The 21,222-nt window shown below is 74.6% G+C and carries 19 protein-coding genes and 1 tRNA gene; 11 read left to right on the top strand and 9 right to left on the bottom strand.

The window, feature by feature from the left end; all coding sequences use genetic code 11:
- Positions 1-1,008 (bottom strand): selenide, water dikinase SelD, encoded by a 1,008-nt coding sequence (gene selD / locus DV701_RS10805; RefSeq protein WP_114928311.1) that lies wholly within the window; start codon positions 1,006-1,008, stop codon positions 1-3.
- 38 nt (positions 1,009-1,046) lie between these two features.
- Here selD and DV701_RS10800 point away from each other — a divergent pair.
- The 3 genes from DV701_RS10800 to selB all read left to right on the top strand — a co-directional run bounded on the left by DV701_RS10800 (position 1,047) and on the right by selB (position 4,412).
- Positions 1,047-1,142: transfer RNA gene (locus DV701_RS10800), tRNA-Sec, on the top strand.
- 34 nt (positions 1,143-1,176) lie between these two features.
- Positions 1,177-2,511, top strand: a complete 1,335-nt coding sequence (gene selA, locus DV701_RS10795; RefSeq protein ID WP_114928310.1) for an L-seryl-tRNA(Sec) selenium transferase — start codon at positions 1,177-1,179, stop codon at positions 2,509-2,511.
- Positions 2,508-4,412 (top strand): selenocysteine-specific translation elongation factor, encoded by a 1,905-nt coding sequence (selB, locus tag DV701_RS10790; protein WP_114928309.1) that lies wholly within the window; start codon positions 2,508-2,510, stop codon positions 4,410-4,412. Before selA ends, selB begins: the two co-directional genes overlap by 4 nt.
- 63 nt (positions 4,413-4,475) lie before the next feature.
- Here the strand turns inward: selB and DV701_RS10785 are convergent, their stop codons facing one another.
- From DV701_RS10785 to DV701_RS10770, 4 genes are all read right to left on the bottom strand, one after another.
- Complete coding sequence (locus DV701_RS10785; RefSeq protein ID WP_114928308.1) at positions 4,476-5,045, bottom strand: dihydrofolate reductase family protein; 570 nt, start codon at positions 5,043-5,045, stop codon at positions 4,476-4,478.
- Between the two features lie 96 nt (positions 5,046-5,141).
- Entirely contained in the window at positions 5,142-5,648 is a 507-nt protein-coding gene (locus DV701_RS10780; RefSeq protein WP_114928307.1) for a DUF3830 family protein, read from the bottom strand.
- Positions 5,645-7,090 carry an amidase gene (locus tag DV701_RS10775; RefSeq protein ID WP_114928306.1) on the bottom strand — a complete coding sequence of 482 codons (1,446 nt, stop codon included), beginning with the start codon at positions 7,088-7,090 and terminating at the stop codon, positions 5,645-5,647. The genes DV701_RS10780 and DV701_RS10775 overlap by 4 nt, the downstream gene beginning before the upstream one ends.
- Positions 7,087-8,067: a D-2-hydroxyacid dehydrogenase gene (locus DV701_RS10770; protein WP_114928305.1), complete on the bottom strand. Its 981-nt coding sequence runs from the start codon at positions 8,065-8,067 to the stop codon at positions 7,087-7,089. Before DV701_RS10770 ends, DV701_RS10775 begins: the two co-directional genes overlap by 4 nt.
- A 317-nt stretch (positions 8,068-8,384) precedes the next feature.
- Here DV701_RS10770 and DV701_RS10765 point away from each other — a divergent pair, with 317 nt between their 5' ends.
- The 5 genes from DV701_RS10765 to DV701_RS10745 all read left to right on the top strand — a co-directional run bounded on the left by DV701_RS10765 (position 8,385) and on the right by DV701_RS10745 (position 12,912).
- Entirely contained in the window at positions 8,385-8,924 is a 540-nt protein-coding gene (locus DV701_RS10765; RefSeq protein ID WP_228254982.1) for a maleate cis-trans isomerase family protein, read from the top strand.
- Positions 8,917-10,140: a M24 family metallopeptidase gene (locus tag DV701_RS10760; protein ID WP_228254981.1), complete on the top strand. Its 1,224-nt coding sequence runs from the start codon at positions 8,917-8,919 to the stop codon at positions 10,138-10,140. Before DV701_RS10765 ends, DV701_RS10760 begins: the two co-directional genes overlap by 8 nt.
- 62 nt (positions 10,141-10,202) lie before the next feature.
- Positions 10,203-11,444 (top strand): aminotransferase-like domain-containing protein, encoded by a 1,242-nt coding sequence (locus DV701_RS10755; protein ID WP_114928304.1) that lies wholly within the window; start codon positions 10,203-10,205, stop codon positions 11,442-11,444.
- On the top strand, positions 11,441-12,184 hold the full coding sequence (locus DV701_RS10750; RefSeq protein WP_114928303.1) for a maleate cis-trans isomerase family protein: 744 nt from the start codon (positions 11,441-11,443) through the stop codon (positions 12,182-12,184). The genes DV701_RS10755 and DV701_RS10750 overlap by 4 nt, the downstream gene beginning before the upstream one ends.
- Positions 12,181-12,912, top strand: a complete 732-nt coding sequence (locus DV701_RS10745) for a GntR family transcriptional regulator (protein WP_228254980.1) — start codon at positions 12,181-12,183, stop codon at positions 12,910-12,912. The genes DV701_RS10750 and DV701_RS10745 overlap by 4 nt, the downstream gene beginning before the upstream one ends.
- A gap of 12 nt (positions 12,913-12,924) precedes the next feature.
- Here the strand turns inward: DV701_RS10745 and DV701_RS10740 are convergent, their stop codons facing one another.
- Positions 12,925-14,385 (bottom strand): NAD-dependent succinate-semialdehyde dehydrogenase, encoded by a 1,461-nt coding sequence (locus DV701_RS10740; protein ID WP_114928302.1) that lies wholly within the window; start codon positions 14,383-14,385, stop codon positions 12,925-12,927.
- 85 nt (positions 14,386-14,470) lie between these two features.
- On the opposite strand from DV701_RS10740, the gene DV701_RS10735 reads away from it, so the two are divergent.
- A complete protein-coding gene (locus tag DV701_RS10735; RefSeq protein ID WP_114928301.1) occupies positions 14,471-15,727 on the top strand; it encodes an aspartate aminotransferase family protein in 1,257 nt (418 codons plus the stop codon).
- 51 nt (positions 15,728-15,778) lie between these two features.
- Here the strand turns inward: DV701_RS10735 and DV701_RS10730 are convergent, their stop codons facing one another.
- Positions 15,779-17,002: a multidrug effflux MFS transporter gene (locus DV701_RS10730; RefSeq protein WP_114928300.1), complete on the bottom strand. Its 1,224-nt coding sequence runs from the start codon at positions 17,000-17,002 to the stop codon at positions 15,779-15,781.
- The gene (gene yczE / locus DV701_RS10725; protein WP_114928299.1) at positions 16,999-17,673 is read right to left on the bottom strand and encodes a membrane protein YczE; all 675 of its coding nucleotides are present in this window, start codon (positions 17,671-17,673) and stop codon (positions 16,999-17,001) included. The genes DV701_RS10730 and yczE overlap by 4 nt, the downstream gene beginning before the upstream one ends.
- Before the next feature lie 127 nt (positions 17,674-17,800).
- Here yczE and DV701_RS10720 point away from each other — a divergent pair, with 127 nt between their 5' ends.
- Positions 17,801-19,540, top strand: coding sequence for an alpha-amylase family glycosyl hydrolase (locus tag DV701_RS10720; RefSeq protein WP_228254979.1), 1,740 nt, complete (start codon positions 17,801-17,803; stop codon positions 19,538-19,540).
- A gap of 44 nt (positions 19,541-19,584) precedes the next feature.
- Here DV701_RS10720 and DV701_RS10715 read toward each other — a convergent pair whose 3' ends face one another.
- A complete protein-coding gene (locus tag DV701_RS10715; RefSeq protein ID WP_228254978.1) occupies positions 19,585-20,268 on the bottom strand; it encodes a response regulator transcription factor in 684 nt (227 codons plus the stop codon).
- An 88-nt stretch (positions 20,269-20,356) separates the two neighbouring features.
- Between DV701_RS10715 and DV701_RS10710 the strand changes: the two genes are divergently transcribed.
- Complete coding sequence (locus DV701_RS10710; RefSeq protein WP_162802969.1) at positions 20,357-21,211, top strand: glycosyltransferase family 2 protein; 855 nt, start codon at positions 20,357-20,359, stop codon at positions 21,209-21,211.
- Positions 21,212-21,222 lie beyond the last annotated feature (11 nt).

Genomic DNA, 21,222 nt, shown 5'->3' with positions numbered 1-21,222 from the left:
TCAGACGACCTCGATGAGCACCCCGTCGCCGAGCTCCCCGGCCGGCAGCGTCCGTCCGACCACGGGCGCGCCGGGCACCTCGCCGACGACGAGGAGCCCGCCGGACGTCTGGGCGTCCGCGAGCAGGAGGAGATCGTCCTCGCCGATCCCCGGGCCGCTGGCCAGGTGGGGGCGCACCCAGTCCAGGTTGCGCCGGGACCCACCAGGGACGTGCCCGGCGGCCAGCGCCTCGCGCGCACCCGGCAGGTAGGGGGCCGCCGCGGCCTCTACCCGGGCGGCGACGCCGGAGGCCCGGCACATCTTGAACAGGTGCCCAAGCAGGCCGAAGCCGGTCACGTCGGTCGCGGCCACGACGCCGGCGTCAAGCGCGGCCCGTGCGGCGTCCGCGTTGAGCGCGGTCATGCTCTCGACCGCCTCCGCGCTGGTCCTGCCGGTCGCCTTGGCGCGGTTGTTGAGGATCCCCACGCCGAGCGGCTTGGTGAGGCTGATCGGCAGGCCCGCCGCTGCCGCGTCGTTGCGCATCAGCCGCGCAGGGTCCGCGGTGCCGGTGACCGCCATCCCGTAGAGCGGCTCCGGCGCGTCGATGCTGTGCCCGCCCAGGACCGGGCAGCCGGCGGCGGTGGCCACGTCGAGCCCGCCCTGCAGCACCTGCTGGAGCAGGTCGGTGCCCAGGACGTCCCGGGGCCAGCCGACGAGGTTGATCGCGACGACCGGCGTGCCGCCCATCGCGTAGACGTCCGACAGCGCGTTGGCCGCGGCGATCCGCCCCCAGTCGTAGGGGTCGTCGACCATCGGCGTGAAGAAGTCGGCGGTGGAGAGCAGCGCCACCCCGCCCTCGATCCGGACCGCTGCGGCGTCGTCGCCGTCGTCCAGCCCGACGAGGACGTGGTCGTGGTGGGCGCCCGGGTCGAGCCGGAGACCGGACACGAGCTGCTCGAGCTCGCCGGCGGGGATCTTGCAGGCGCACCCGCCGCCACGGGCCAGCTGCGTGAGTCGCACGGGGTGCATGGCCCCACCCTAGACACCGGCTGTCTAGGGTGGGCCCTGGAGGTGTCTGGGTTCCTGGTGGGCCCCCCGGTCTTCAACACCGGTGAGGCCGAGCATCTCGGCCTGGCGGGTTCGATTCCCGTCCACCTCCGCCACACGTCCCCGCCGGGAGCAGAAGGGAGCACGAGGGTGAGCCAGGACGACCCGCGCCGGGCCATCCCGCGCACCGACGCGCTCCTAGCCGAGCCGCCCCTCGCCGCAGCGGCCGCCCGGCTGGGCCGCCCGCCGGTCCGGGCCGCCGTGACCGACGCGCAGGACCGGGCGCGGCGCGGCGAGATCGGCCCGGACGAGGTCGCCGCCGCCGCGCTCGCGGCGCTTCCCCGCCGGGCCTCGACCCTGACGCCCGTGCTCAACGCCACCGGCGTCGTCGTGCACACCAACCTCGGCCGGGCACCGCTGTCCCCGGCTGCCGTCGAGGCCGTGGTGGAGGCCGCCGGCTACTGCGACGTCGAGCTCGACCTGGGCACGGGAGGGCGCGGGCCCCGCGGGCAGGGCGCACGCGCGGCGCTCCTCGAGGCGGTGCCCGGCGCCGGGGACGCGCTGGTCGTCAACAACGGCGCCGCCGCGCTCGTGCTGGCCACCACCGCCCTCGCCGCCGGCCGGGAGGTCGTCGTCTCGCGCGGCGAGATGGTCGAGATCGGCGACGGGTTCCGACTGCCGGACCTCGTCGCCTCCACCGGTGCCCGGCTGCGCGAGGTCGGGACCACCAACCGCACGCACCCGCAGGACTACGCCGACGCGGTCGGGCCGGACACGGGGTGCGTGCTCAAGGTGCACCCGAGCAACTTCCGGGTCGAGGGCTTCGTCTGCGCGGTCGGTCTGCCCGAGCTGCGCGACCTGCGCCGCCCGGACGGGAGCCGTGTTCCCCTCGTCGCCGACATCGGCTCCGGGCTGCTGGCGCCCGACCCGGTGCTCCGCGACGAACCGGACGCGGGGACCGCCCTGCGCGACGGCGCCACGGTCGTGACGGCCAGCGGCGACAAGCTGCTCGGCGGCCCGCAGGCCGGCCTGGTCCTGGGCGAGGAGGACGCGGTCCGGCGGCTGCGCCGGCACCCGCTGGCCCGCTCGCTGCGCGTCGACAAGCTCACCCTCGCGGCTCTCGAGGCCAGCGTCCGCGCGCCCTCCACCCCGGTCCGCGACGCGGTGCACGCCACGGCGGACGAGCTGCGTCCCCGGGTCGAGCGGCTCGCCACCGCGCTCGGCCGCGAGGTCGTGCCGGTGACCGGGCGGGTCGGGGGCGGGGGCGCCCCGGGTATGCCGCTGCCCGGCTGGGCGGTCGAGCTGCCCGTCGAGGCGGTGGTCCGGCTGCGAGAACCGGCGCACGGTCTGCCGGTCGTGCTCGCCCGCGTCGAGGGCGGGCGCGGACTGGTGGACGTGCGCTGCATACCCGAGGACCGGGAGGACGACCTGCTCGCCGCGTTGCGCGCCGCGCTGGACGAGGCGACGGAGGGCCGGACGCCGTGAGGCGGGTCCTGGCCACCGCCGGGCACGTCGACCACGGCAAGTCGGCCCTGGTGCGGGCGCTCACCGGGCGCGACCCGGACCGGCTCGCCGCGGAGAGGGCCAGGGGCCTGACGATCGAGCTCGGCTTCGCGTGGACCAGCCTGCCGGGCGGCGCCGAGGTGGCGCTCGTCGACGTGCCGGGGCACCAGCGGTTCGTCGGCACCACGCTGGCGGGGCTGGGCCCGGCGCCGGCGGTGCTCTTCGTGGTGGCCGCCGACCAGGGCTGGCAGGCGCAGAGCACCGAGCACCTCGCGGTCGTGCGGGCGCTCGGCATCACCGACGGGCTGCTCGTCCTCACCCGCGCGGACCTCGCCGACCCGCAGCGGTCCGCGCAGGTCGGGGCCGAGGCGGCACGCCGGCTCGCGGGGGCCGGGCTGGAGGTGCCGTCGTGCACCGTCTCGGCCCGGACCGGGCAGGGAATGGACGGGCTGCGCGTCGCGCTCGCCGAGCTGGTGGCCCGGCTCCCGGAGCCGGACGCCGGCGCGCCGGTGCGGCTGTGGTGCGACCGGTCGTTCACCGTCGCCGGGTCCGGCACCGTGGTGACCGGGACGCTGGGGGCGGGCACGCTGCATACCGGGGACGTGCTGGAGCTGCTGCCGGCGGGCGGGCGGCGGGAGGTGGTCGTCCGCGGTCTGCACAGCGGCGACGTTGCGCACGAGGTGGTCGGCCCGGTGTCCCGGGTGGCGGCGAACCTGCGCCGTACCGGGACCGGCGACGTGGGTCGCGGGTCGGTGCTGGTGACGCCGGGCGCCTTCGCCGTGGCGCGTGTGCTCGACGTGGCGCTCACGCCCGAGGACCTGGGGGTCGCCGTCCCCGCAGGGGTGCAGCGCGCAGCAGCCCACGACCGGACGCCGCCCGAGCAGGTGGTCCTGCACGTCGGCACGGCCGACCAGCCGGTCCGGTGCCGACCGCTCGGCGACGCGCACGCGCGGCTCACCCTCCCGGAAGACCTGCCGTGGCGGGTCGGGGACCGCGCGGTCCTGCGCGACCCGGGCAGCCGTCGGGTCTGGGCCCTGCGCGTCCTCGACGTCGACCCGCTGCCGCTGCGGCGCCGCGGTGCCGCCCGCCACCGCGCCGAGGACCTGGCTGCGGCCACGACCACCGGGGAGGACGCAGGGTCCCGCGCCGTGAGCCGGGGCCTGGCCGACCTGCGGGTGCGCTCGCGGTCGGCCGAGCACCCGGACGTCCTGCGGCGTCTCGGACTGGGCCGGCCGACCTCGGCCGTGCACGTCGGCGGCTGGTGGGTGGACGAGGACGCCCTGCGTGCCTGGGCCGACCGGCTGGCGGGCGGCGTGCGCGGCCACCGAAAGGAGCACCCCCTCAGCGCCGGCGTGCCCGTCGCCGAGGCGGTGCACCTGCTCGACCTGCCACCTCACCTGCGGGCGGCCGCTGCCGGGGGCACGCTGGCGCCGGACCTCGCGCCGCCGGGAGGAGCCCTGGTCCGGGCGGCCGTCGAGCTGGCGGACCTCGCCGTGGACGGTGGCCGGGTGCACCCGCGCGGGGCTGCCGGGCTCGGCGCCGCCGAGGCGGGTGTGGCCCAGGTGGAGCGACGCCTGAGGCAGGATCCGTTCGCGGCACCGGAGCGCGAGGACCTCGCCCGGCTCGGGCTCGGTCCTGCCGAGCTCGCGGCCGCCGCGCGCCTGGGCCGGCTCCTGCGCGTGACCGACGACATCGTGCTGCTGCCCGACGGGCCCGCTCGCGCCATGCGGGAGCTGGCGGCGCTGGAGCAGCCGTTCACGCTGAGCGCCGCGCGGCAGGCACTCGGGACGACCCGTCGCGTGGCGGTCCCGCTGCTCGAGCACCTGGACACCCGCGGGTGGACGCGCCGCGTCGACGGCCGGCTGCGCGAGGTCGTGCGCTGACGCCCGATCGGGTCGTGGCTGGGTGACTTCGAGGAGGTCGGGGTGATCAGCGACCGGGACCTGTCATGCCGCCGGGCCCCGGACCGCGTGGCGCACGTAGAGGACACCGTTGTCGAAGCGCCGGTGGTCCAGCAGTGCGAGGTCGAGCCGCACGCCGCGGGGCAGCGCGGGCTTGCCGCCGCCCACGAGCACCGGGCACAGGAGCAGGACGCACTCGTCGACCAGCCCGTGCCGGAACGCCTCGGCCCCGATGGCCGCGCCGCCGATGCTCAGGTCCGCGCCGGAAGCCTCCTTGAGCCGGCGTACCGCCTCGGGGTCGAACCGTCGTTCGATCCTCGTCCGCGCCGTCGACACGGACGCGAGCGTGGCGGAGTAGACGACCTTGTCGCCGGCCCGCCAGATCTGCGCGTAGTCGTGGACGACGGCCGGCTCGGACTCCAGCCAGTCGTCGTCCTCCCACACGCGCATCGTCTCGTACATGCGGCGGCCGTAGAGCGAGGTGCCGATGCCCCGCTCGTGCTCGTTCCAGAAGGCGTGCACCTCGTCGTCGGGCACCGACCAGTCGAAGGAGCCGTCCTTGTCCTCGAGGTAGCCGTCGAGCGAGACGTTGGCGGCGTAGATCAGCTTGCCCATGGGTGTCTCCGAGCTGCCGGTGGGGGTTCTACGGTGCTCCTGCACCGACGCCACGTCAAGGGCCCCCGGGAGCAGGTCGGCGATCCTGCCGTCCGCCTACTCCGCCCGCTCGAAGCGCAGGCTCACCCCGCGCACCCCGCCCATCCACAGCTCCTGGCAGGCCGCCGCGAGCTCGTCGAGGCCCTCGGTGAGGCTGGCGAAGACGTTGCCGGGCACCCAGCCCTGGTCGCCGTTGACCAGCAGGTTGTTGCGGCCGTAGAAGACGGCCAGGTCGACGATCGAGCCCTGCTGCCGGAGGGTCTGCCCCTCCTCGTAGCCGTAGGCCGGGGTGCCCAGGTCCTGGCCGGAGAAGGTGAACCAGCACAGGTCGCCCGGGATCGGCGTGACCGTGGTGTTCTCCTGGCCGGGGTCGCGGCCGTCGTCGGCCAGTCCGGGCAGCAGCGCATAGATCTCGTTGCACGCGTACTTGCCGTGGTAGACCTGACCGCCCAGCGGCAGCGCGTCCCACACCGCGGCGCAGGTGCGCGGTGCGGCCTCCTCCAGCATCCGGGCCCGTGCGCTCACCCCCCGCTCGGGCAGGCTGACGGTGATGAAGCGGCTCATGGCGCCCCCCTGGGTGTCGTGCCCGTCGGGCCGCCGCCCGCGACCAGGGTCGGCGTCCGGCGGTGCCAGTCGGTGCGTTCCTGGTAGGCCTGCCCGGCGCGCAGGACCAGCGCGTCGGCGTGTCTGGGTCCGACGACCTGCAGGCCCACCGGCCGTCCGTCGGCGGTCAGCCCGCAGGGCAGGCTGAGCGCCGGCTGCTGGGTCATGTTGAACGGATAGGTGTAGGGCGTCCACGACGTCCACAGGTCCGACGGCCAGTCCCGGGGCGCGGGGCGGGCGACCTCGAAGGCGGCGACCGGCATCGTCGGGGTGAGCAGCAGGTCCCACCTCTGGTGGAAGGCACCCATGCGCACGCCCAGGTCCATCCGGACGGCCACCGCGTCGAGGTAGTCGGCCGCCGACGCCCCCAGCCCGTGCTCCCGGACCGCGGCGGCCAGTCCAGGGTCCACCTGGTCGATCGCCCCCCGGCCGTAGCCCTCCAGCACCTTCGCGGCGCCGGTGAACCACAGCACGTGGAACGCGTCGACGGGGTCCTCGAGGCCGGGGTCCACCCGCTCCACGTGCGCACCGGCGTCGGCCAGCACCTGCACCGCGGCGGTGACCAGCGCCTCCACCTCGGGGTCGTTGCCGCCCAGGCCGAGGGTCGGGGACCAGGCCACCCGCAGTCCGGCGACCCCGTCGTCCAGCCCGTCGAGGAAGGACCCGGCGGGCGGGGCGAGCGCGTGCCAGTCCCGGCTGTCGGGCCCGGTGAGCAGGTCCATCATCAGGGCCGCGTCGCGCACGGTCCGGGTCATCGGTCCGGCGTGGGCGAGCGTGCCGTAGGGGCTCGGCGGGTAGAGCGGGATCCTGCCGAAGGTCGGCTTGAGCGCCACCGTGCCGGTGAACGCGGCCGGGATCCGCACCGAGCCGCCGCCGTCGGTGCCCACCGACCAGGCGCCCATCCCCAGCCCGACGGCCGCCGCCGACCCGCCGCTGGAGCCGCCGGCGGTGAGCCCGGCACCCCACGGGTTGCCGGTCGCGCCGTGCCGCGGCGAGTCCGTGACGCCCTTCCAGCCGAACTCCGGGGTGGTCGTCTTGCCCAGCAGCACCGCTCCGGCCTCGCGCAGCCGGGCGACGGCCGGGGCGTCCTCCTCCCACGGGCCGGCCTCGTCGACCAGCCTGCTGCCGCGCAGCGTGGGCCACCCGCGCGTCGGCAGGAGGTCCTTGACGGTCGTGGGTATGCCGTCCGCCGGGCCGAGCGGGCGACCCTGCACCCAGCGGTCGGTCGCCTCCCGGGCCGCGGCCAGGGCCGCCTCCTCGTCGAGGAGCACCATCGCGTTGACGGCGGGGTCGTGCTCGTGCACCGCGGCCAGCGCCGCCTCCGTCGCCTCCAGCGGGGTGAACCGGCCGGCCGCGTAGCCCTGCGCCAGCTCCCCGGCGTCCATCCTCGACAGCTCGCTCATCGTGAACCTCCGGGCACGTAGCCACGCTGCTTGTCCACCACGTTCGCCAGCGGTTCCCCGGCGAGCCAGCGGTGGGCGTTGTCGACGAACTGCCGGGCCAGCGCGTCCCGCCAGCCGACGACGTCCCCGGACATGTGCGGGGAGACCACCAGCCCGGGCGCGTCCCACAGCGGTGAGTCCTGCGGCAGGGGCTCGGTCGCGAAGACGTCGAGCGTCGCGCCGTCCAGGCTCCCGGCGTGCAGCGCGGCCAGCAGGTCGTCCTCGACGACGGTGGGGCCGCGGCCGACGTTGACCAGGTGCGCACGCTCGGGCAGCGCCGCCAGCACCCGGGCGTCGACCAGCCCGTGCGTGGCCGGCGTCAGCGGGACGGCGTTGACCAGGTAGTCCACCTCGCCCACGTGGTCGGCCAGCTCGGTGCTGGCCACCACCCGCCCGAAGTCGGGGTCGCCGTCCCGGGCCCGGCTCCCGGCGCCGCTGACCTCCATCCCGACGGCCCGGAGCAGGCGGGCCGTCTCCCGGCCGATGCCGCCGGTGCCGACCACCATCGCCCTGGCGCCCCGGACCGTCCGGGTCTCGCGGTGTCGCCACTCGCGGCGGCGCTGCAGGTCGTGGCTCTCGTGCACCAGCTTGGCGTGCGCCAGCACCGCGCCCAGCACGTACTCGGCGATCGGCCGGTCGAAGGTCCCCCGGGCGTTGGTGACCACCACCCCGGAGTCGCGCAGGCCGTCGAAGAGCAGCGTGTCCACCCCGGCCGCGGCCACGTGGATCCAGCGCAGCCGGTCGGCCCGGCCCCAGACGTCACGGACCGCGCGGGAGAAGAAGTCCCAGAGGAGGAGGGCGTCGGCACCCTCCAGCGACGGTCCCAGGCCGGCGGCGTCGGTCACGCGGACCTCCACCCGGTCCGCGAGCTCGTCGAGGAAGGGCGGGACGTCGTCGTTCCCGCCGGAGAGGACTGCCAGGACCTGCCGTCGGCTCACGCTGACACGGTAGCCGGTCCGAGTGTCCTATTGTCAACAATCGCCCGGATGCGGCACCATGCGGACATGGGCCTCTTCCCCGGTGCGGAGACGGTCGTCGGCGGGGCCGCGGCCGGCGTCGTCGTGCCCTACGACTTCGCCCTCGACCGCGAGCTGTGGCGCTGGGCGCCGCGGCAGCTGGACCTGCTGCTCACCCGCACGCCCCACCGTGCCCTCCCGGTGGACCTCGAGCAGGCCCGCGCGGTCTCCGCCGCACCCGTCGTGGCCGCCTGCACCCGCGAGCTGCTCGTGCCCCGCCCCCGCGTGGTGGCCTTCGGGTGCACCTCGGGCAGCTTCGTGGACGGCTGGAGGGCGAGCGGACCCTGGTCGAGGCGATGCTGCACGCGGGGGCGCCGGCGGCGGTCACCACCAGCGGCGCCCTCGTCGAGGCGCTGCGCCACCTGGGCGTCCGCCGGGTCGCGGTCGCCAGCCCCTACGAGGAGCAGGTCACCTTCCGCCTCGAGCTCTTCCTCGCGCAGGCCGGGATCGAGGTATGCGGCACCGCCTCGCTCGGTCTGCCGGGGCAGATCTGGCGGGTCCGTCCCGAGGAGACCGCCGCCCTGGTCCGGGCCGCGGCGACCACGCCCTGCGACGCCGTCTTCGTCTCCTGCACCAACCTGCGCACCTACGACCTGGTCGCCCCGCTGGAGCGCGAGCTCGGCGTCCCCGTGCTCACCGCCAACCAGGTGACGATGTGGGCGACGGCGCTGCTGGCCGGCCTCCGTGCCCGCGGGCCGGGGCAGCGGCTGCTGGACGGTCGCCGGGGCCACCGGCGGGCCGTCCCGCCCGGCCGGCACGAGGAGGTGGCCGGTGCCTGAGGGTGGCGTCCTCGCCGAGCGCGAGAGCATCGAGTCCCGACCGTTCCCCGTGACGGAGTACCGGACCCGTCTGGCGCGGGTGCAGGAGACGATGGCCCGCACCGGGCTGTCCGGGCTGGTGGTGACCGACCCGGCGAACCTCTACTACCTCACCGGCTACAACGCCTGGTCCTTCTACATGCCGCAGTGCCTCGTCGTCCCCCTGGCGGGGGAACCGCAGCTGTTCATGCGGGAGATGGACGCGCAGGGTGCGCACTACACCGCATACCTGCCGGCCGACCTGGTCCACGGCTATCCCGAGCACCTCGTGCACCGGCCCGACCGGCACCCGATGTCCTGGATCGCGCGCCGGGCCGTCGACGTCGGCGTGCTCGACGACGGCCCGGGCGCCCGGATCGGCGTGGAGACCGACGCCGCCTTCTTCACGGTCCGCGGCTACCGGGCGCTGCAGGACGGGCTGGCCCGGGCCCAGCTCGTCGACGCCCTGGAGCTGGTCAACTGGGTGCGGGCGGTGAAGTCGCCCCTGGAGCAGGAGAAGATGCGCGTCGCCGGCGAGATCGCCCAGGGCGTCATGCAGGTCGCGATCGACAACGTCGAGCCGGGGCGGCGGCAGTGCGACGTCGTCGCGCAGATCCAGTACGCCCAGACGCTGGGCGCCCGCAAGCTGGGCGGCGACTACCCCGCGATCGTGCCGATGCTGCCCACCGGCGAGACCGCGGGCACGCCCCACCTGACCTGGAGCGACCTGCCGCTGCGCTCCGGGGAGGCGACGACGATCGAGCTGGCCGGCGTCTACCACCGCTACCACGTGCCGCTGGCCCGGACCGTGAGCCTGGGCCGTCCGCCGGCCGAGCTGGCCCGGTGCGCGGATGCGGTCACCGAGGGGGTGCAGGCCGCGCTGGCCCAGCTGCGGCCCGGGTCGACCGGCCAGCTCGTGCAGGAGGCCTTCGCCGCGAGCGTCGGGCGGCACGGCTACGTCAAGCGCTCGCGGGTGGGCTACTCGATCGGGATCGGCTACCCGCCCGACTGGGGCGAGCGCACCATCAGCCTGCGCCGGGGCGACCTGACGCGGATCCAGCCCGGGATGGCCTTCCACCTGATCCTGGGCATGTGGATGGAGGGCTGGGGCTACGAGCTGTCCGAGCCGGTCCTCGTGGGGGCCGAGGGTGCCGAGCGGCTGGCACCCCTGCCGCAGGAGCTGACCGTGAAGACCTGACCCGTCCGGGAGAGCCGGACGAGTTGCCACAAGCACGCAACGAGAAGGAAGAGGCGAGAAGGATGACCATCACGCGCACCAGCCACCCGACCCTGCCGCTGGCGGACCGAGCGGCGAGCCTGGTGGGGTCGGTGATCGACTCGAGCACCTCGCTGCTGGCCGGCCAGACGCACGACATCGTGCGCCTGGCGATGGGCAGCCCCGCCCGGGAGGCGATCCCCGCGGCGGCGCTCGCCGAGGTCGCCCCGGCCGCCATCGGGGCCGGGTCCGCCGACGCCTTCGACTACGCGGCGACCGAGGGCGACCCCGCGCTGCGGGAGGCGCTGCTGGCGATGCTCGAGGGCACCTCCGACGCGACCACCGCGGACCGGCTGACCATCACCGCCGGCGGGATGCAGGGTCTGGACCTGGCCAACAAGCTCTTCGTCGACCCCGGCGACCTGGTCGCCGTGGAGTCCCCGACCTACACCAACGGCAGCGCGACCGCGCTCTCCTACCAGGCGCGCCTCCTCGAGGTGCCGGTGGACCACGAGGGCATGGTCGTCGAGCAGCTGCGGGCGCTGGGCGAGGCGCGCGGGCGGCCCAAGGTCATCTACACGATCCCGACCTTCCAGAACCCCTCCGGCGCGACGATGTCGCGGGCCCGGCGCGAGGCGCTGCTGGAGCTGGCCCGCGAGTGGGGCAGCGTGGTCGTCGACGACGACCCCTACCGGATGCTCGGCTTCGCCGACGAGGAGGTGCCCAGCCTGCACGAGCTGGCCGACGGCGACCCTCTGGTCTTCTCGGTGCGCACCTTCTCCAAGATCATCGCCCCCGGGCTGCGGGTCGGCTGGGTCGACACCGACCCCTCGCTGCAGCCGCTGCTCATCAACGCCAAGCAGGCGATGGACACCTGCACCAACCTGCCGATGCAGCGCCTGGTCGCCGCCTTCCTGCAGGCCGGCCACCTGCAGGAGCACGTGGCGGTCCAGCGCCAGGAGTACCGCCGGCGCAAGGAGGCGATGCAGCAGGCGCTCGCCGAGCACCTCTCCGACGTCGCGCGGTGGACCGACCCCGAGGGCGGTTTCTTCCTCTGGGTCACCCTCGAGGGCGGGGGCGCCGACGGCGGCCCGCCCGACACGGAGGCCCTGTTCCCGGTCGCGCTCGCCGAGGGCGTGGCCTACATCCCCGGCAACGCCTTCTCGGCGGAGGGCCGCTTCCCCGACGCGCTGCGGCTGTGCTTCGCCTCCACCCCGCCGGACCGGATCCACGAGGGCGTGCGACGCCTGCGGGTCGCGCTGGACCGGATGGGGACGGGCGCGTGAGGACGACCGCCGTCGGACTGCTCTACCCCGGCCACAGCGCGCAGGACGACTACGACGTCCTGCGGTCGCGGTGGGAGGACCGGGTCCGGCTGCCGCTGGTGCACACCTCCGTCGGTGAGGACGCGCACCGGGTCGACGCCCTGCTCGACCTGGGCCGTGCGGAGCGCCTGCTCGTCGGTGCCGAGGAGCTGGTGCGGCAGCATCGTCCCGACGCGGTGATGTGGGCCTGCACCTCGGGCTCCTTCGTCTTCGGCTGGGACGGGGCCCGGCGGCAGGCGGAGCAGGTCGCGCAGGCCGCCTCGCTGCCGGCGTCCTCCACCTCGCTCGCCTTCGTGGCGGCGGCGCGTGCGCTGGGGCTGCAGCGCGTGGTCGCCGCGGCGTCCTACCCGCGCGACGTCGCGCAGCGGTTCGTCGACTTCCTGGGCCACGGCGGGGTGGAGGTCGCCGAGCTGTCCAGCCACGGCATCCTCACCGCGGCCGAGGTCGGCACCCTGGGACGGGAGCAGGTCCTCGCCCTCGTCGCCGGGGCGGCGCGGGGGCAGGGCGCCGAGGCGGTGCTCGTCCCCGACACGGCGATGCACACGCTCGCCTGGCTCGACGACCTCGAGGAGGCGGCCGGCATGCCGGTGCTCACCGCCAACCAGGTCACCGTCTGGGAGGGCCTGCGGCTGGCGGCCGGCGGCGTCCCGCCCGACCTGCCCGGGCTGGGCTCCCTGTCCGGGACGGCGGTGGTCCGGTGAGCCCGGAGGGCAGTGCGCCCACCGTGGCCGGTGCCGCGCGCAGGGCGGCGACGCTGCGGCCCCTGGTGCAGCAGTCCACCCCGGCACGGGTGGCCGCCCGGGTGCGCCGCGCCATCGCCAACGGCGACTTCCCGCCGGGGAGCCAGCTGCACGAGGTCGCCCTGGCCCGGCAGCTCGGGGTCAGCCGCGGACCGCTGCGGGAGGGCCTGCAGCGCCTCAGCCAGGAGGGGCTGCTGACCTCGATCCGCAACCGCGGACTGTTCGTCGTGGACCTCACGCCGGAGAACGTGGAGGACATGTTCCTCGCCCGCGAGGCGATCGAGCGGTGCGCCGCGGCGGTGCTCCTGCGCGGCGACCACGTCGCGGCGGCCGACGCCCTGGAGCGGGTGCTGGACCAGATGGCGCGGGCCGCGGAGGCCGGCGACTCCCACGGGGTCGCCGAGGCCGACATCGGCTTCCACGAGAAGCTCGTGGCGCTCACCGGCAGCGAACGGCTCCGGCGGATCCACGAGACGCAGGCCGCCGAGGCGCGGATCTGCGTGCACGCGCTGGGCAGCAGCTACGCCGACGACGTCCTGCGGGTCTCCGAGCACCGGGCCATCGCGCAGGCGCTGCGCGACGGCGACGCCGAGCTGACCGACCGGCTGCTGGTCGCGCACATGGCCGACGCGGTGCGCGAGCTGGTCGAGGCCAGCCGCAACGGCAGGGTCGCGCGGCAGGCCGACTGATCCCTTGCGTCCTCAGCGCTGCGGCATCGCGATGCCGACGTACTTGGTCTCGAGGAACTCGTCGATGCCGACCGAGCCTCCCTCGCGGCCGAGCCCCGACTCCTTCATCCCGCCGAAGGGCGCGTAGGGGTTGGAGACCACGCCCTGGTTGAGCCCGACCATGCCGCTCTCGATCGCCTCGGCCATCCGCAGCGCCCGGCGCAGGTCGTTGGTGTAGACGTAGGAGACCAGCCCGAAGCGCGTGTCGTTGGCCAGCCGGACCGCCTCCTCCTCGGTCGTGAACGGGGTGAGGGGGGCGACGGGTCCGAAGATCTCCTCCTGGGCCATCCGGGCCGCGGTCGGCACGCCGGTGAGGACCGTGGGCCGGTAGAAGTAGCCCGGGCCGTCCACCCGCTCCCCGCCGGTGAGCACCGTGGCGCCGCGGTCCACGGCGTCGGCGACGAGGTCGCTCACCTTGGCCAGGCCGGCCTCGTCGATGAGCGGCCCGACGTCCACGCCGTCCTGGGTGCCGTCGCCGACGGTGAGCCTGCCCATCCGCTCCGCGAGCCGTCGGCCGAACTCCTCGATGACCGGCTCCTGCACGTAGATCCGGTTGGCCGCCGTGCAGGCCTCGCCCATGTTGCGCATCTTGGCGGCCATGGCCCCGGTGACGGCCTCGTCCAGGTCGGCGTCCTCGAAGACCACGAAGGGGGCGTTGCCGCCGAGCTCCATCGAGGTGCGCAGGACGGTCGAGGCGCACTGCTCGAGGAGGACCTTGCCCACCTTGGTGGAGCCGGTGAAGGAGAGCTTGCGGGCCAGGCCGGACCGGATGAGCGGCTCCATGACGCCGCTGGCGTCGGTCGTGGTGAGGCAGTTGACCACGCCGTCGGGCAGGCCCGCCTCGCGCAGCACGTCGACGAGGGCCAGCATCGACAGCGGCGTCTGGTGGGCCGGCTTGATCACGCTCGTGCAGCCGGCGGCGATCGCCGGTCCGATCTTGCGGGTGCCCATCGCCATCGGGAAGTTCCACGGGGTGACCAGCAGGCACGGCCCGACCGGCTGCCGGGTGACCAGGAGACGTGCGCCGCCCTGCGGGGCGGTCTGGAAGCCGCCGTCGATGCGCAGCGCCTCGCCGGCGAAGTGGCGCAGGAACTCCGCGGCGTAGCTGATCTCGCCACGCGCCTCGGGCAGCGGCTTGCCCATCTCCAGGGTCATCAGCAGGGCGAGGTCGTCGATGCGTTCGTGCAGCAGCCGGAAGGCGGTCGTCAGGATCTCGTGGCGCTCCAGGGGGGTCGTCCGGGCGAACGAGGGCTGCGCGGCGACGGCGGCATCGAGCGCGGAGCGGCCGTCTGCCGGCGAGGCGTCAGCGACCTCGCACAGGACCTCACCGGTGGCGGGGTTGAGCACCTCGAAGGTGGCGCCGTCGGTGGCGTCCACCCAGGAGCCGGCGACGAAGAGCTGCTTGGGGAGGTTTCGGACCACGGGTGCGTCCACGACGGACCACTCCTTCGACGGGTCGGTTGGGATACGCTGATTGTCGACAATCCTTCCGTCAGCAATCTAGCAAAGGAGGGTGGCGATGGCGACGTCGTTGTCCCCGCTGCTCAAGCAGGCCACGGGGGTGATCGCCGCCCGCGGCGAGGGTGCCCTGATCTTCGACGAGGACGACCGTAGGTTCCTCGACTTCACCGCCGGCATCGGCGTCACGAGCACGGGGCACTGCCACCCCCGCGTCGTCGCTGCGGCGCAGGAGCAGGTCGGCCGGCTGATCCACGCCCAGTACACGACCGTGATGCACCGGCCGCTGCTGAGGCTGGTGGAACGGATGGGGGAGGTGCTCCCCGCCGGCCTGGACCGGGTCTTCTTCGCCAACTCCGGCTCCGAGGCGGTGGAGGCGGCGCTGCGCCTGGTGCGCCAGGCCACCGGCCGGCCCAACGTCGTCACCTTCCACGGCGGGTTCCACGGCCGCACCGTCGCCGCCGCCTCGATGACCACCTCGGGCACCAAGTTCCGCTCCGGTTTCGCCCCGCTCATGGCCGGGGTGCACCTGGCGCCGTTCCCCAGTCCCACCCACTACGGGTGGAGCGAGCAGGAGGCGACCCGGTTCGCGCTGCGCGAGCTGGACTACCTCCTGCAGACGGTGAGCTCGCCGGCCGACACGGCCGCCTTCGTGGTGGAGCCGGTGCTCGGCGAGGGCGGCTACGTGCCGGCGTCGACGGAGTTCCTCGCCGGGCTGCGCGAGCGGGCCGACCGCCACGGCATCCTCCTGGTGCTGGACGAGGTGCAGACCGGCTGGGGACGGACCGGGCGCTTCTGGGGCCACGAGCACTTCGACGGCCGGCCGGACGTCGTCGTCACCGCCAAGGGACTGGCCTCCGGCTTCCCGCTGTCGGCCATCGCCGCCTCCGAGGAGCTGATGAGCAGGGCCTGGCCGGGCTCGCAGGGCGGGACCTACGGTGCCAACGCCGTCGCCTGCGCCGCGGCGGTCGCGACCCTGGACGTCATCCAGGACGAGGGCCTGGTCGAGAACGCCGCCGCGCGCGGCGAGCAGCTGCGGGCCGGGCTGGAGAAGGTCGCGGCCGACGACGACCGGATCACCGATGTGCGCGGGCTCGGCCTCATGCTGGGCAACGAGTTCCGCGACCACGCCGGCGAGCCCGACGGGGCCACCGCCGGCGCGGTCCAGCAGGAGGCCGCGCGCCGCGGGCTGCTGCTCCTGACCTGCGGCGCCTGGGGGCAGGTGGTCCGGTTCATCCCCGCCCTCGTCGTGGACGAGGCGCTGGTGGACGAGGCCGTCGGCATCTGGGCCGAGACGGTGGAGTCGGTCGCGTCCTGAGCCCCCCGGGCCACGTCTGCGCCAGGACCCGGCGGGGTCGCCGCGCTGCCCTCAGGCCGGGGCCGCGGGGCGGGTGGCGCCCCGGTGCCAGCCCCACAGGAGCGCCCCGGCCGCGGCGAAGCCGGTGCTGGTCAGCGCGGCGCTGAGCAGCGAGGTGGTGACCAGCGGGGCGACCACGCCGGCGACCAGCGCGTTGCAGATCAGCACCGAGAAGGCAGACATCGAGGCGGCGGCGCCGCGGTGGTGCGGGAAGAGGTCGAGCAGGGCGAGCTGCAGCACCGGGAAGACCACGCCGATCCCCACGCCGATGAGGGCCGGCCCGACCACCACCCAGGGCGGGCGGGGCGCCACGAGGACGAGCGCCACGTTGACCGCCGTCGCCAGGAGGACCAGCAGGACGGCGCGGTCGACGAGCACCTCGGCGTCGACCCGGCCGGCCGCGCGGCCGCTGACCCAGGAGCCCAGGACCATCCCGCCGATCATCGGCACGAAGAGGATCCAGAAGTCCTGCTCGCCCAGGCCGAGCAGCTCGACGACGACGATCGGCGCGGCCAGGACGTAGAAGATGTAGGCGCTGAAGATGAACGCCGTGGCCAGCGCCAGCCGCTCGAAGCTCCAGGACCGTGCCACCACCCACAGCCCTGAGAGCAGCGCCCCGACCCGCAGCGGCTGGCGCTGTGCCGGCGGCAGCGTCTCGGGCAGCGCCCGTGCGGTGACCACCGCGACCACCACCCCGTAGAGGCCGACGAACCAGAAGATGCCGCGCCACGGACCGGCCAGCAGCAGCCAGCCACCGATGACCGGCGCGATGGCCGGCGCGATGGCGAAGATCATCATCACCTGGCTCATCAGCCGCTGCGCCGCCGCCCCGGCGTACAGGTCGCGGATGACCGCGCGGCTGACGATCGTGGCGGCCCCGGCGAACAGGCCCTGCACCGCCCGGCCCACGAGCAGCCAGCCCAGGGTGGGGGCGAGCGCGCAGGCCACGGAGGCCACGACATACCCCGCGATCCCGCCGAGCATGACCGGCTTGCGGCCGAGCGCGTCGGAGAGCGGCCCGTGCAGCACGCTCATCACCGCGAAGGTGAGCAGGTAGACGCTGGTCACCTGCTGCAGCGCCGCCGTGTCTCCGCCGAGATCCTCGCCGATCGCCTGGAAGCCGGGAAAGACGGTGTCGATCGTGAACGGGCCGATCATCGCCAGCGAGGCCAGCACCGTCGTCACGGCCCAGCCCGGCGGCACCCTGTCCGCGCCGGCCCCCGCCGGCACGCTCACGGCCGGTGCCGTGCCGGGCGGGGGGTGAGCTCGACGGTGAAGAGCGGCAGGAAGAGCTGGGTGAGCGGGCCGATCGCGACGGCGTAGAGGAGGGTGCCGAGCCCGACGACGCCCCCCAGCAGCCAGCCGACGGCCACGACCGAGACCTCGATGCCGGTGCGCACCAACCGGATCGAGCGACCGGTGACGCGCGCGAGGCCGGTCATCAGTCCGTCCCGGGGGCCGGGGCCGAACTGGGAGCCGATGTACATCCCGGTGGCCACGCCGTTGAGGATCACGCCGCTGAGCAGGAGCACGACCCGCCAGCGCAGGGCGCCGGGCTCCGGGACGAGCGAGAGCACGAGGTCGGCCGCGGGGCCGATGAGCACGGCGTTGCACAGGGTGCCCAGCCCCGGCTTCTGTCGCAGCGGGATCCACAGCAGCAGCACCAGGACCGAGACGCCGACCACCACGGTGCCGAAGCTGACCGGGACGCGCGTCTGCAGGCCCACGTGGAGCACGTCCCACGGGATCAGGCCCAGGACGCTGCGCACGACCAGCGCCATCGAGGCCCCGTAGAGGAAGAGCCCCACGAGCAGCAGGGCCAGGCGCGGCGCGAGCCGTCCCGCCCGCAGCTGCTCCAGCGGCCCGACGTCGGCCAGCTCGCGCCGGCGCGCACGGGGAGTGGTCACGAGGACCGATTGTGCCTCACGCCGATGACGGCCCCCGACCCCGCGGCCCCGTACGATGACCTCCGCAGGGAGCGGCACGCCATACCCGCCCCTGTCTTCTCGTGACCCGAACAGTGGAGGTATCACCGTGGCGCATCCTGGGATGGGCGCGTTCCCGATCGATCGCGGTTTCGCCTTCCGCGTGTGGGCACCCAACGCCGACGCCGTGGCGGTGGTGGGTGACTTCAACGGCTGGGACGCCCAGGCCCACCCGCTCGAGCACGAGGGCAACGGGCACTGGTATGCCGAGGTGCCGGGCGCCGAGCACGGTCACGAGTACAAGCTCCTGCTCACCGCCGGCGAGAGCACCTTCTTCCGCATCGACCCCCGCGCGCAGGCGGTCACCAACTCGGTCGGCAACGGGATCCTCTACGACCATGGCCGCTTCGACTGGGACGGCGACGAGCGCTTCGACACCCCGGGTCAGCACCAGCTGGTCGTCTACGAGACCCACATCGGCTCCTTCATGCGCGGGGACAACGGCGGACCCAGCGACCTGAACAACCTCACCGGGCGGCTGGACTACCTGGTGGGCCTGGGCGTCAACGCGGTCGAGCTGATGCCGCTGATGGAGTTCGCCGGCGACTACTCCTGGGGCTACAACCCGGCGCACATCTTCGCGGTCGAGCACACCTACGGCGGCCCGGACGCGCTGAAGACGTTCATCCGCGAGGCGCACCGGCACGGGATCGCGGTCATCGTCGACGTCGTCTACAACCACTTCGGTCCCAGCGACCTGTCGCTGTGGCAGTTCGACGGGTGGAGCGAGAACGGCAAGGGCGGGATCTACTTCTACAACGACCACCGTTCCTCGACCCCGTGGGGCGACACCCGCCCCGACTACGGCCGGCAGGAGGTCCGCGACTTCGTCCTCGACAACGCCCGGATGTGGCTGCGGGACTACCACGCCGACGGCCTGCGCCTCGACATGACGCCCTACATGCGCTACGTCGACGGCTTCTCCGGCGCCATCCCCCAGGGCTGGTCCCTCATGCGCGAGGTCGGCGAGGTCGTCCGCACCGAGTTCCCGGGCCGGATCACGATCGCCGAGGACCTGCACAACGACGCCGCCGTGACCGCGACCCGGCAGGGCGGGGCGGGCATGCACGCCCAGTGGGACAGCGAGTTCGTCCACCCGGTCCGCCAGGCCCTCATCACCCCCGCCGACGAGCAGCGCTCCATCCCGGCCGTGGCCCGGGCGGTCGTGCACCAGTACAACCACGCCTTCGACCGCGTCATCTACACCGAGTCCCACGACGAGGTCTCCAACGGCAAGGCCCGCATCACCTCCGAGGTCCAGGGCGACAACCCCAGCGGCTGGCACGCCCAGAAGCGCGCGACGCTCGGCGCCGCGCTCGTGCTCACCGCACCGGGCATACCGATGCTCTTCCAGGGCCAGGAGTTCCTCGAGGACGAGTGGTTCCGGGACACGGTGCCGCTGGACTGGGAGCGGGCCTGGGCCTTCCGCGACATCACCCAGATGTTCCGCGACCTGATCCGTATGCGGCGCAACCTGGCCGGCCGGACCCCGGGCCTCTCCGGGCCGAACACCACCCTCGTCACCCTCGACGACGACGCCAACGTCATCGCCTTCGTGCGCTCCACCGACGACGGCCGCCACGTGCTCGTCGCGCTCAACCTCACCGGCGAGCCGGTGCAGCGCGAGGTGGAGCTGCCCGGTGGCTCCTGGACGCTGATCTTCAACAGCGACGCCCGCCGCTACAGCCAGCTCTTCGGAGACCACCCGACCGCCGACCTGGAGGTGCGGGACGGCCGCTCGGTCCTCGACCTGGGTCCCTACTCGGCCGTGGTCTACGTCCCGGCCTGAGCAGGGACGGCCGCGGGCTGCGGCGGCGGGTCGGCGGCCGCTCGTCAGCCCGCAGGGTCCGCGCGCGGCGTCTCCGGGGCGGGGTAGGTCTCGCGGCGGACGTCGGGGACCATGCCGTGCTGGACGCCCCAGCGCACCGCCTGGGAGCGCCGTGTCACGCCCATCTTGCGGTAGGCGTTGCGGATGTAGGTCTTGACCGTGTTGATCGACAGGTAGGCCCCGCGGGCGATCTCCTCGTTGGACAGGCCCTGGGTGATGAGCGCCACCACCTCGGCCTCCCGGGCGGACAGGCCCTCGGCGCGGCCGGGCCAGTCGGCCCCGGCGGGCAGGTCGCCGTCCTGCGCCGTGTGCGTCGGGGAGATCACCACCTCCCCGTCGGCGATCCGCTGGATCGCGGCGGCGAGCTCCTCGCCCGGGAGGGTCTTGTCGAGGTAGCCGCAGCAGCCCCGGGAGATGGCCTGCTCGACCAGGCTGGCGCGCAGGTCCCAGCTGTAGACCGTCACCCGACCCGCGCGGGGATTGCCGACGACGTCGTCGACCGCGTGCTCGACCTGGCCCCGCGCGAAGGTGTCGAAGAGCGTGACGTCCACCGCGGTGCGGACCGGGGCCCCGAGGTCCAGCTCGACGACCTCGACCCGGTCCTCGAAGGGCGAGAGCATGGCGTGCACACCGCGCACGACGACCTCGTAGTCGTTGAGGATGGCCACACGCACCGGGAGAGGGGTCACCGCTGCAGGATAGTCCGCCCCCGTCTGACCAGGAATGATCACCCGGCAGGGTGTGGCGGGAACGTTGCGTGCTGCCTACCGTGAGGTCATGCCCCTGCAACCAGCCGTCCTCACGATGGCCAAGGGAGGCCACCAGCAGCTGCTCCACCAGGTGGACGGGCTGTCCGTGGGCTCGGTGCCGCCGCTCGTGCACTGCGTGATCTCGATGGGGGACCGGGACCTGACCCGCGGGCGCCTCCCGCTCGGCACCGACCGGTGGACGACGCTGGTGCGCCCGATCCCCAGCGACCGCCGCGCGCTGCCGCTGGCCGGCGCGCGCAACCTCGCCGCGGAGATGGCGGTCGAGGCGGGTGCGGAGGTCCTGGTCTTCCTCGGCGGGCACGTCATTCCCGGCAGCCGGACCCTGGAGCGTTTCGCCGAGGCCGTCTCCGAGCGACCGGCGGGGCTGCCGGACGGACCGGTGGTCTACGTGGGTCCGCTGCTGCACCTGCCGGAGCCGGAGGAGGCGGTGGGCTACCCCTTCGGCAGGCTGGACGAGGTCGCGCTGCCCGCTCCGGGCATCGACCCCCCCGAGCCGGGCAGGCACCTGGGCGAGCCGTCCCCGGAGCGGTTCGACGGCCGGGCGTTCGCGATGAGCGCCCGCGACTTCCGGGCGGCCGGCGGTTTCTGCGCCGACTACACCGGTCACGGCCTCGAGGACGCCGACTTCGCCGAGAAGGTGACCCGTGCCGGTGGCGCGTTCGTCCACGTGGGCGGCGCCACGGCCTACGTGCAACCGGTCGAGCCCCCGGACCTGCAGACCGAGCTGCGCGTCGCGCTGCGCCACGCGGGCACCTGGCGCTCCCGCTGGGGCGGGGACCCCGTGGAGCACCCGCTCTACGAGCGGCTGCTCGGCTCCGGCGTGCTGCGCCGCACCGAGAGCGGGGGCTTCGTCGCGGGCTGACCGGCCCCTGC

The sequence above is a fragment of the Ornithinimicrobium avium genome (assembly GCF_003351765.1).
GTDB lineage: Bacteria > Actinomycetota > Actinomycetes > Actinomycetales > Dermatophilaceae > Ornithinicoccus > Ornithinicoccus avius.
The sequence above is the reverse complement of the archived record's forward strand: the minus strand, read 5'-3'. Positions and strand labels throughout refer to the sequence as shown.

Coding starts and splice junctions, on each gene's coding strand:
- selD (WP_114928311.1), bottom strand. CDS start 1,008: ATGCACCCCGTGCGACTCACGCAGCTGGCCCGTGGCGGCGGGTGCGCC.
- DV701_RS10785 (WP_114928308.1), bottom strand. CDS start 5,045: ATGGGCAAGCTGATCTACGCCGCCAACGTCTCGCTCGACGGCTACCTC.
- DV701_RS10780 (WP_114928307.1), bottom strand. CDS start 5,648: ATGAGCCGCTTCATCACCGTCAGCCTGCCCGAGCGGGGGGTGAGCGCA.
- DV701_RS10775 (WP_114928306.1), bottom strand. CDS start 7,090: ATGAGCGAGCTGTCGAGGATGGACGCCGGGGAGCTGGCGCAGGGCTAC.
- DV701_RS10755 (WP_114928304.1), top strand. CDS start 10,203: ATGACCATCACGCGCACCAGCCACCCGACCCTGCCGCTGGCGGACCGA.
- DV701_RS10735 (WP_114928301.1), top strand. CDS start 14,471: ATGGCGACGTCGTTGTCCCCGCTGCTCAAGCAGGCCACGGGGGTGATC.
- DV701_RS10710 (WP_162802969.1), top strand. CDS start 20,357: ATGCCCCTGCAACCAGCCGTCCTCACGATGGCCAAGGGAGGCCACCAG.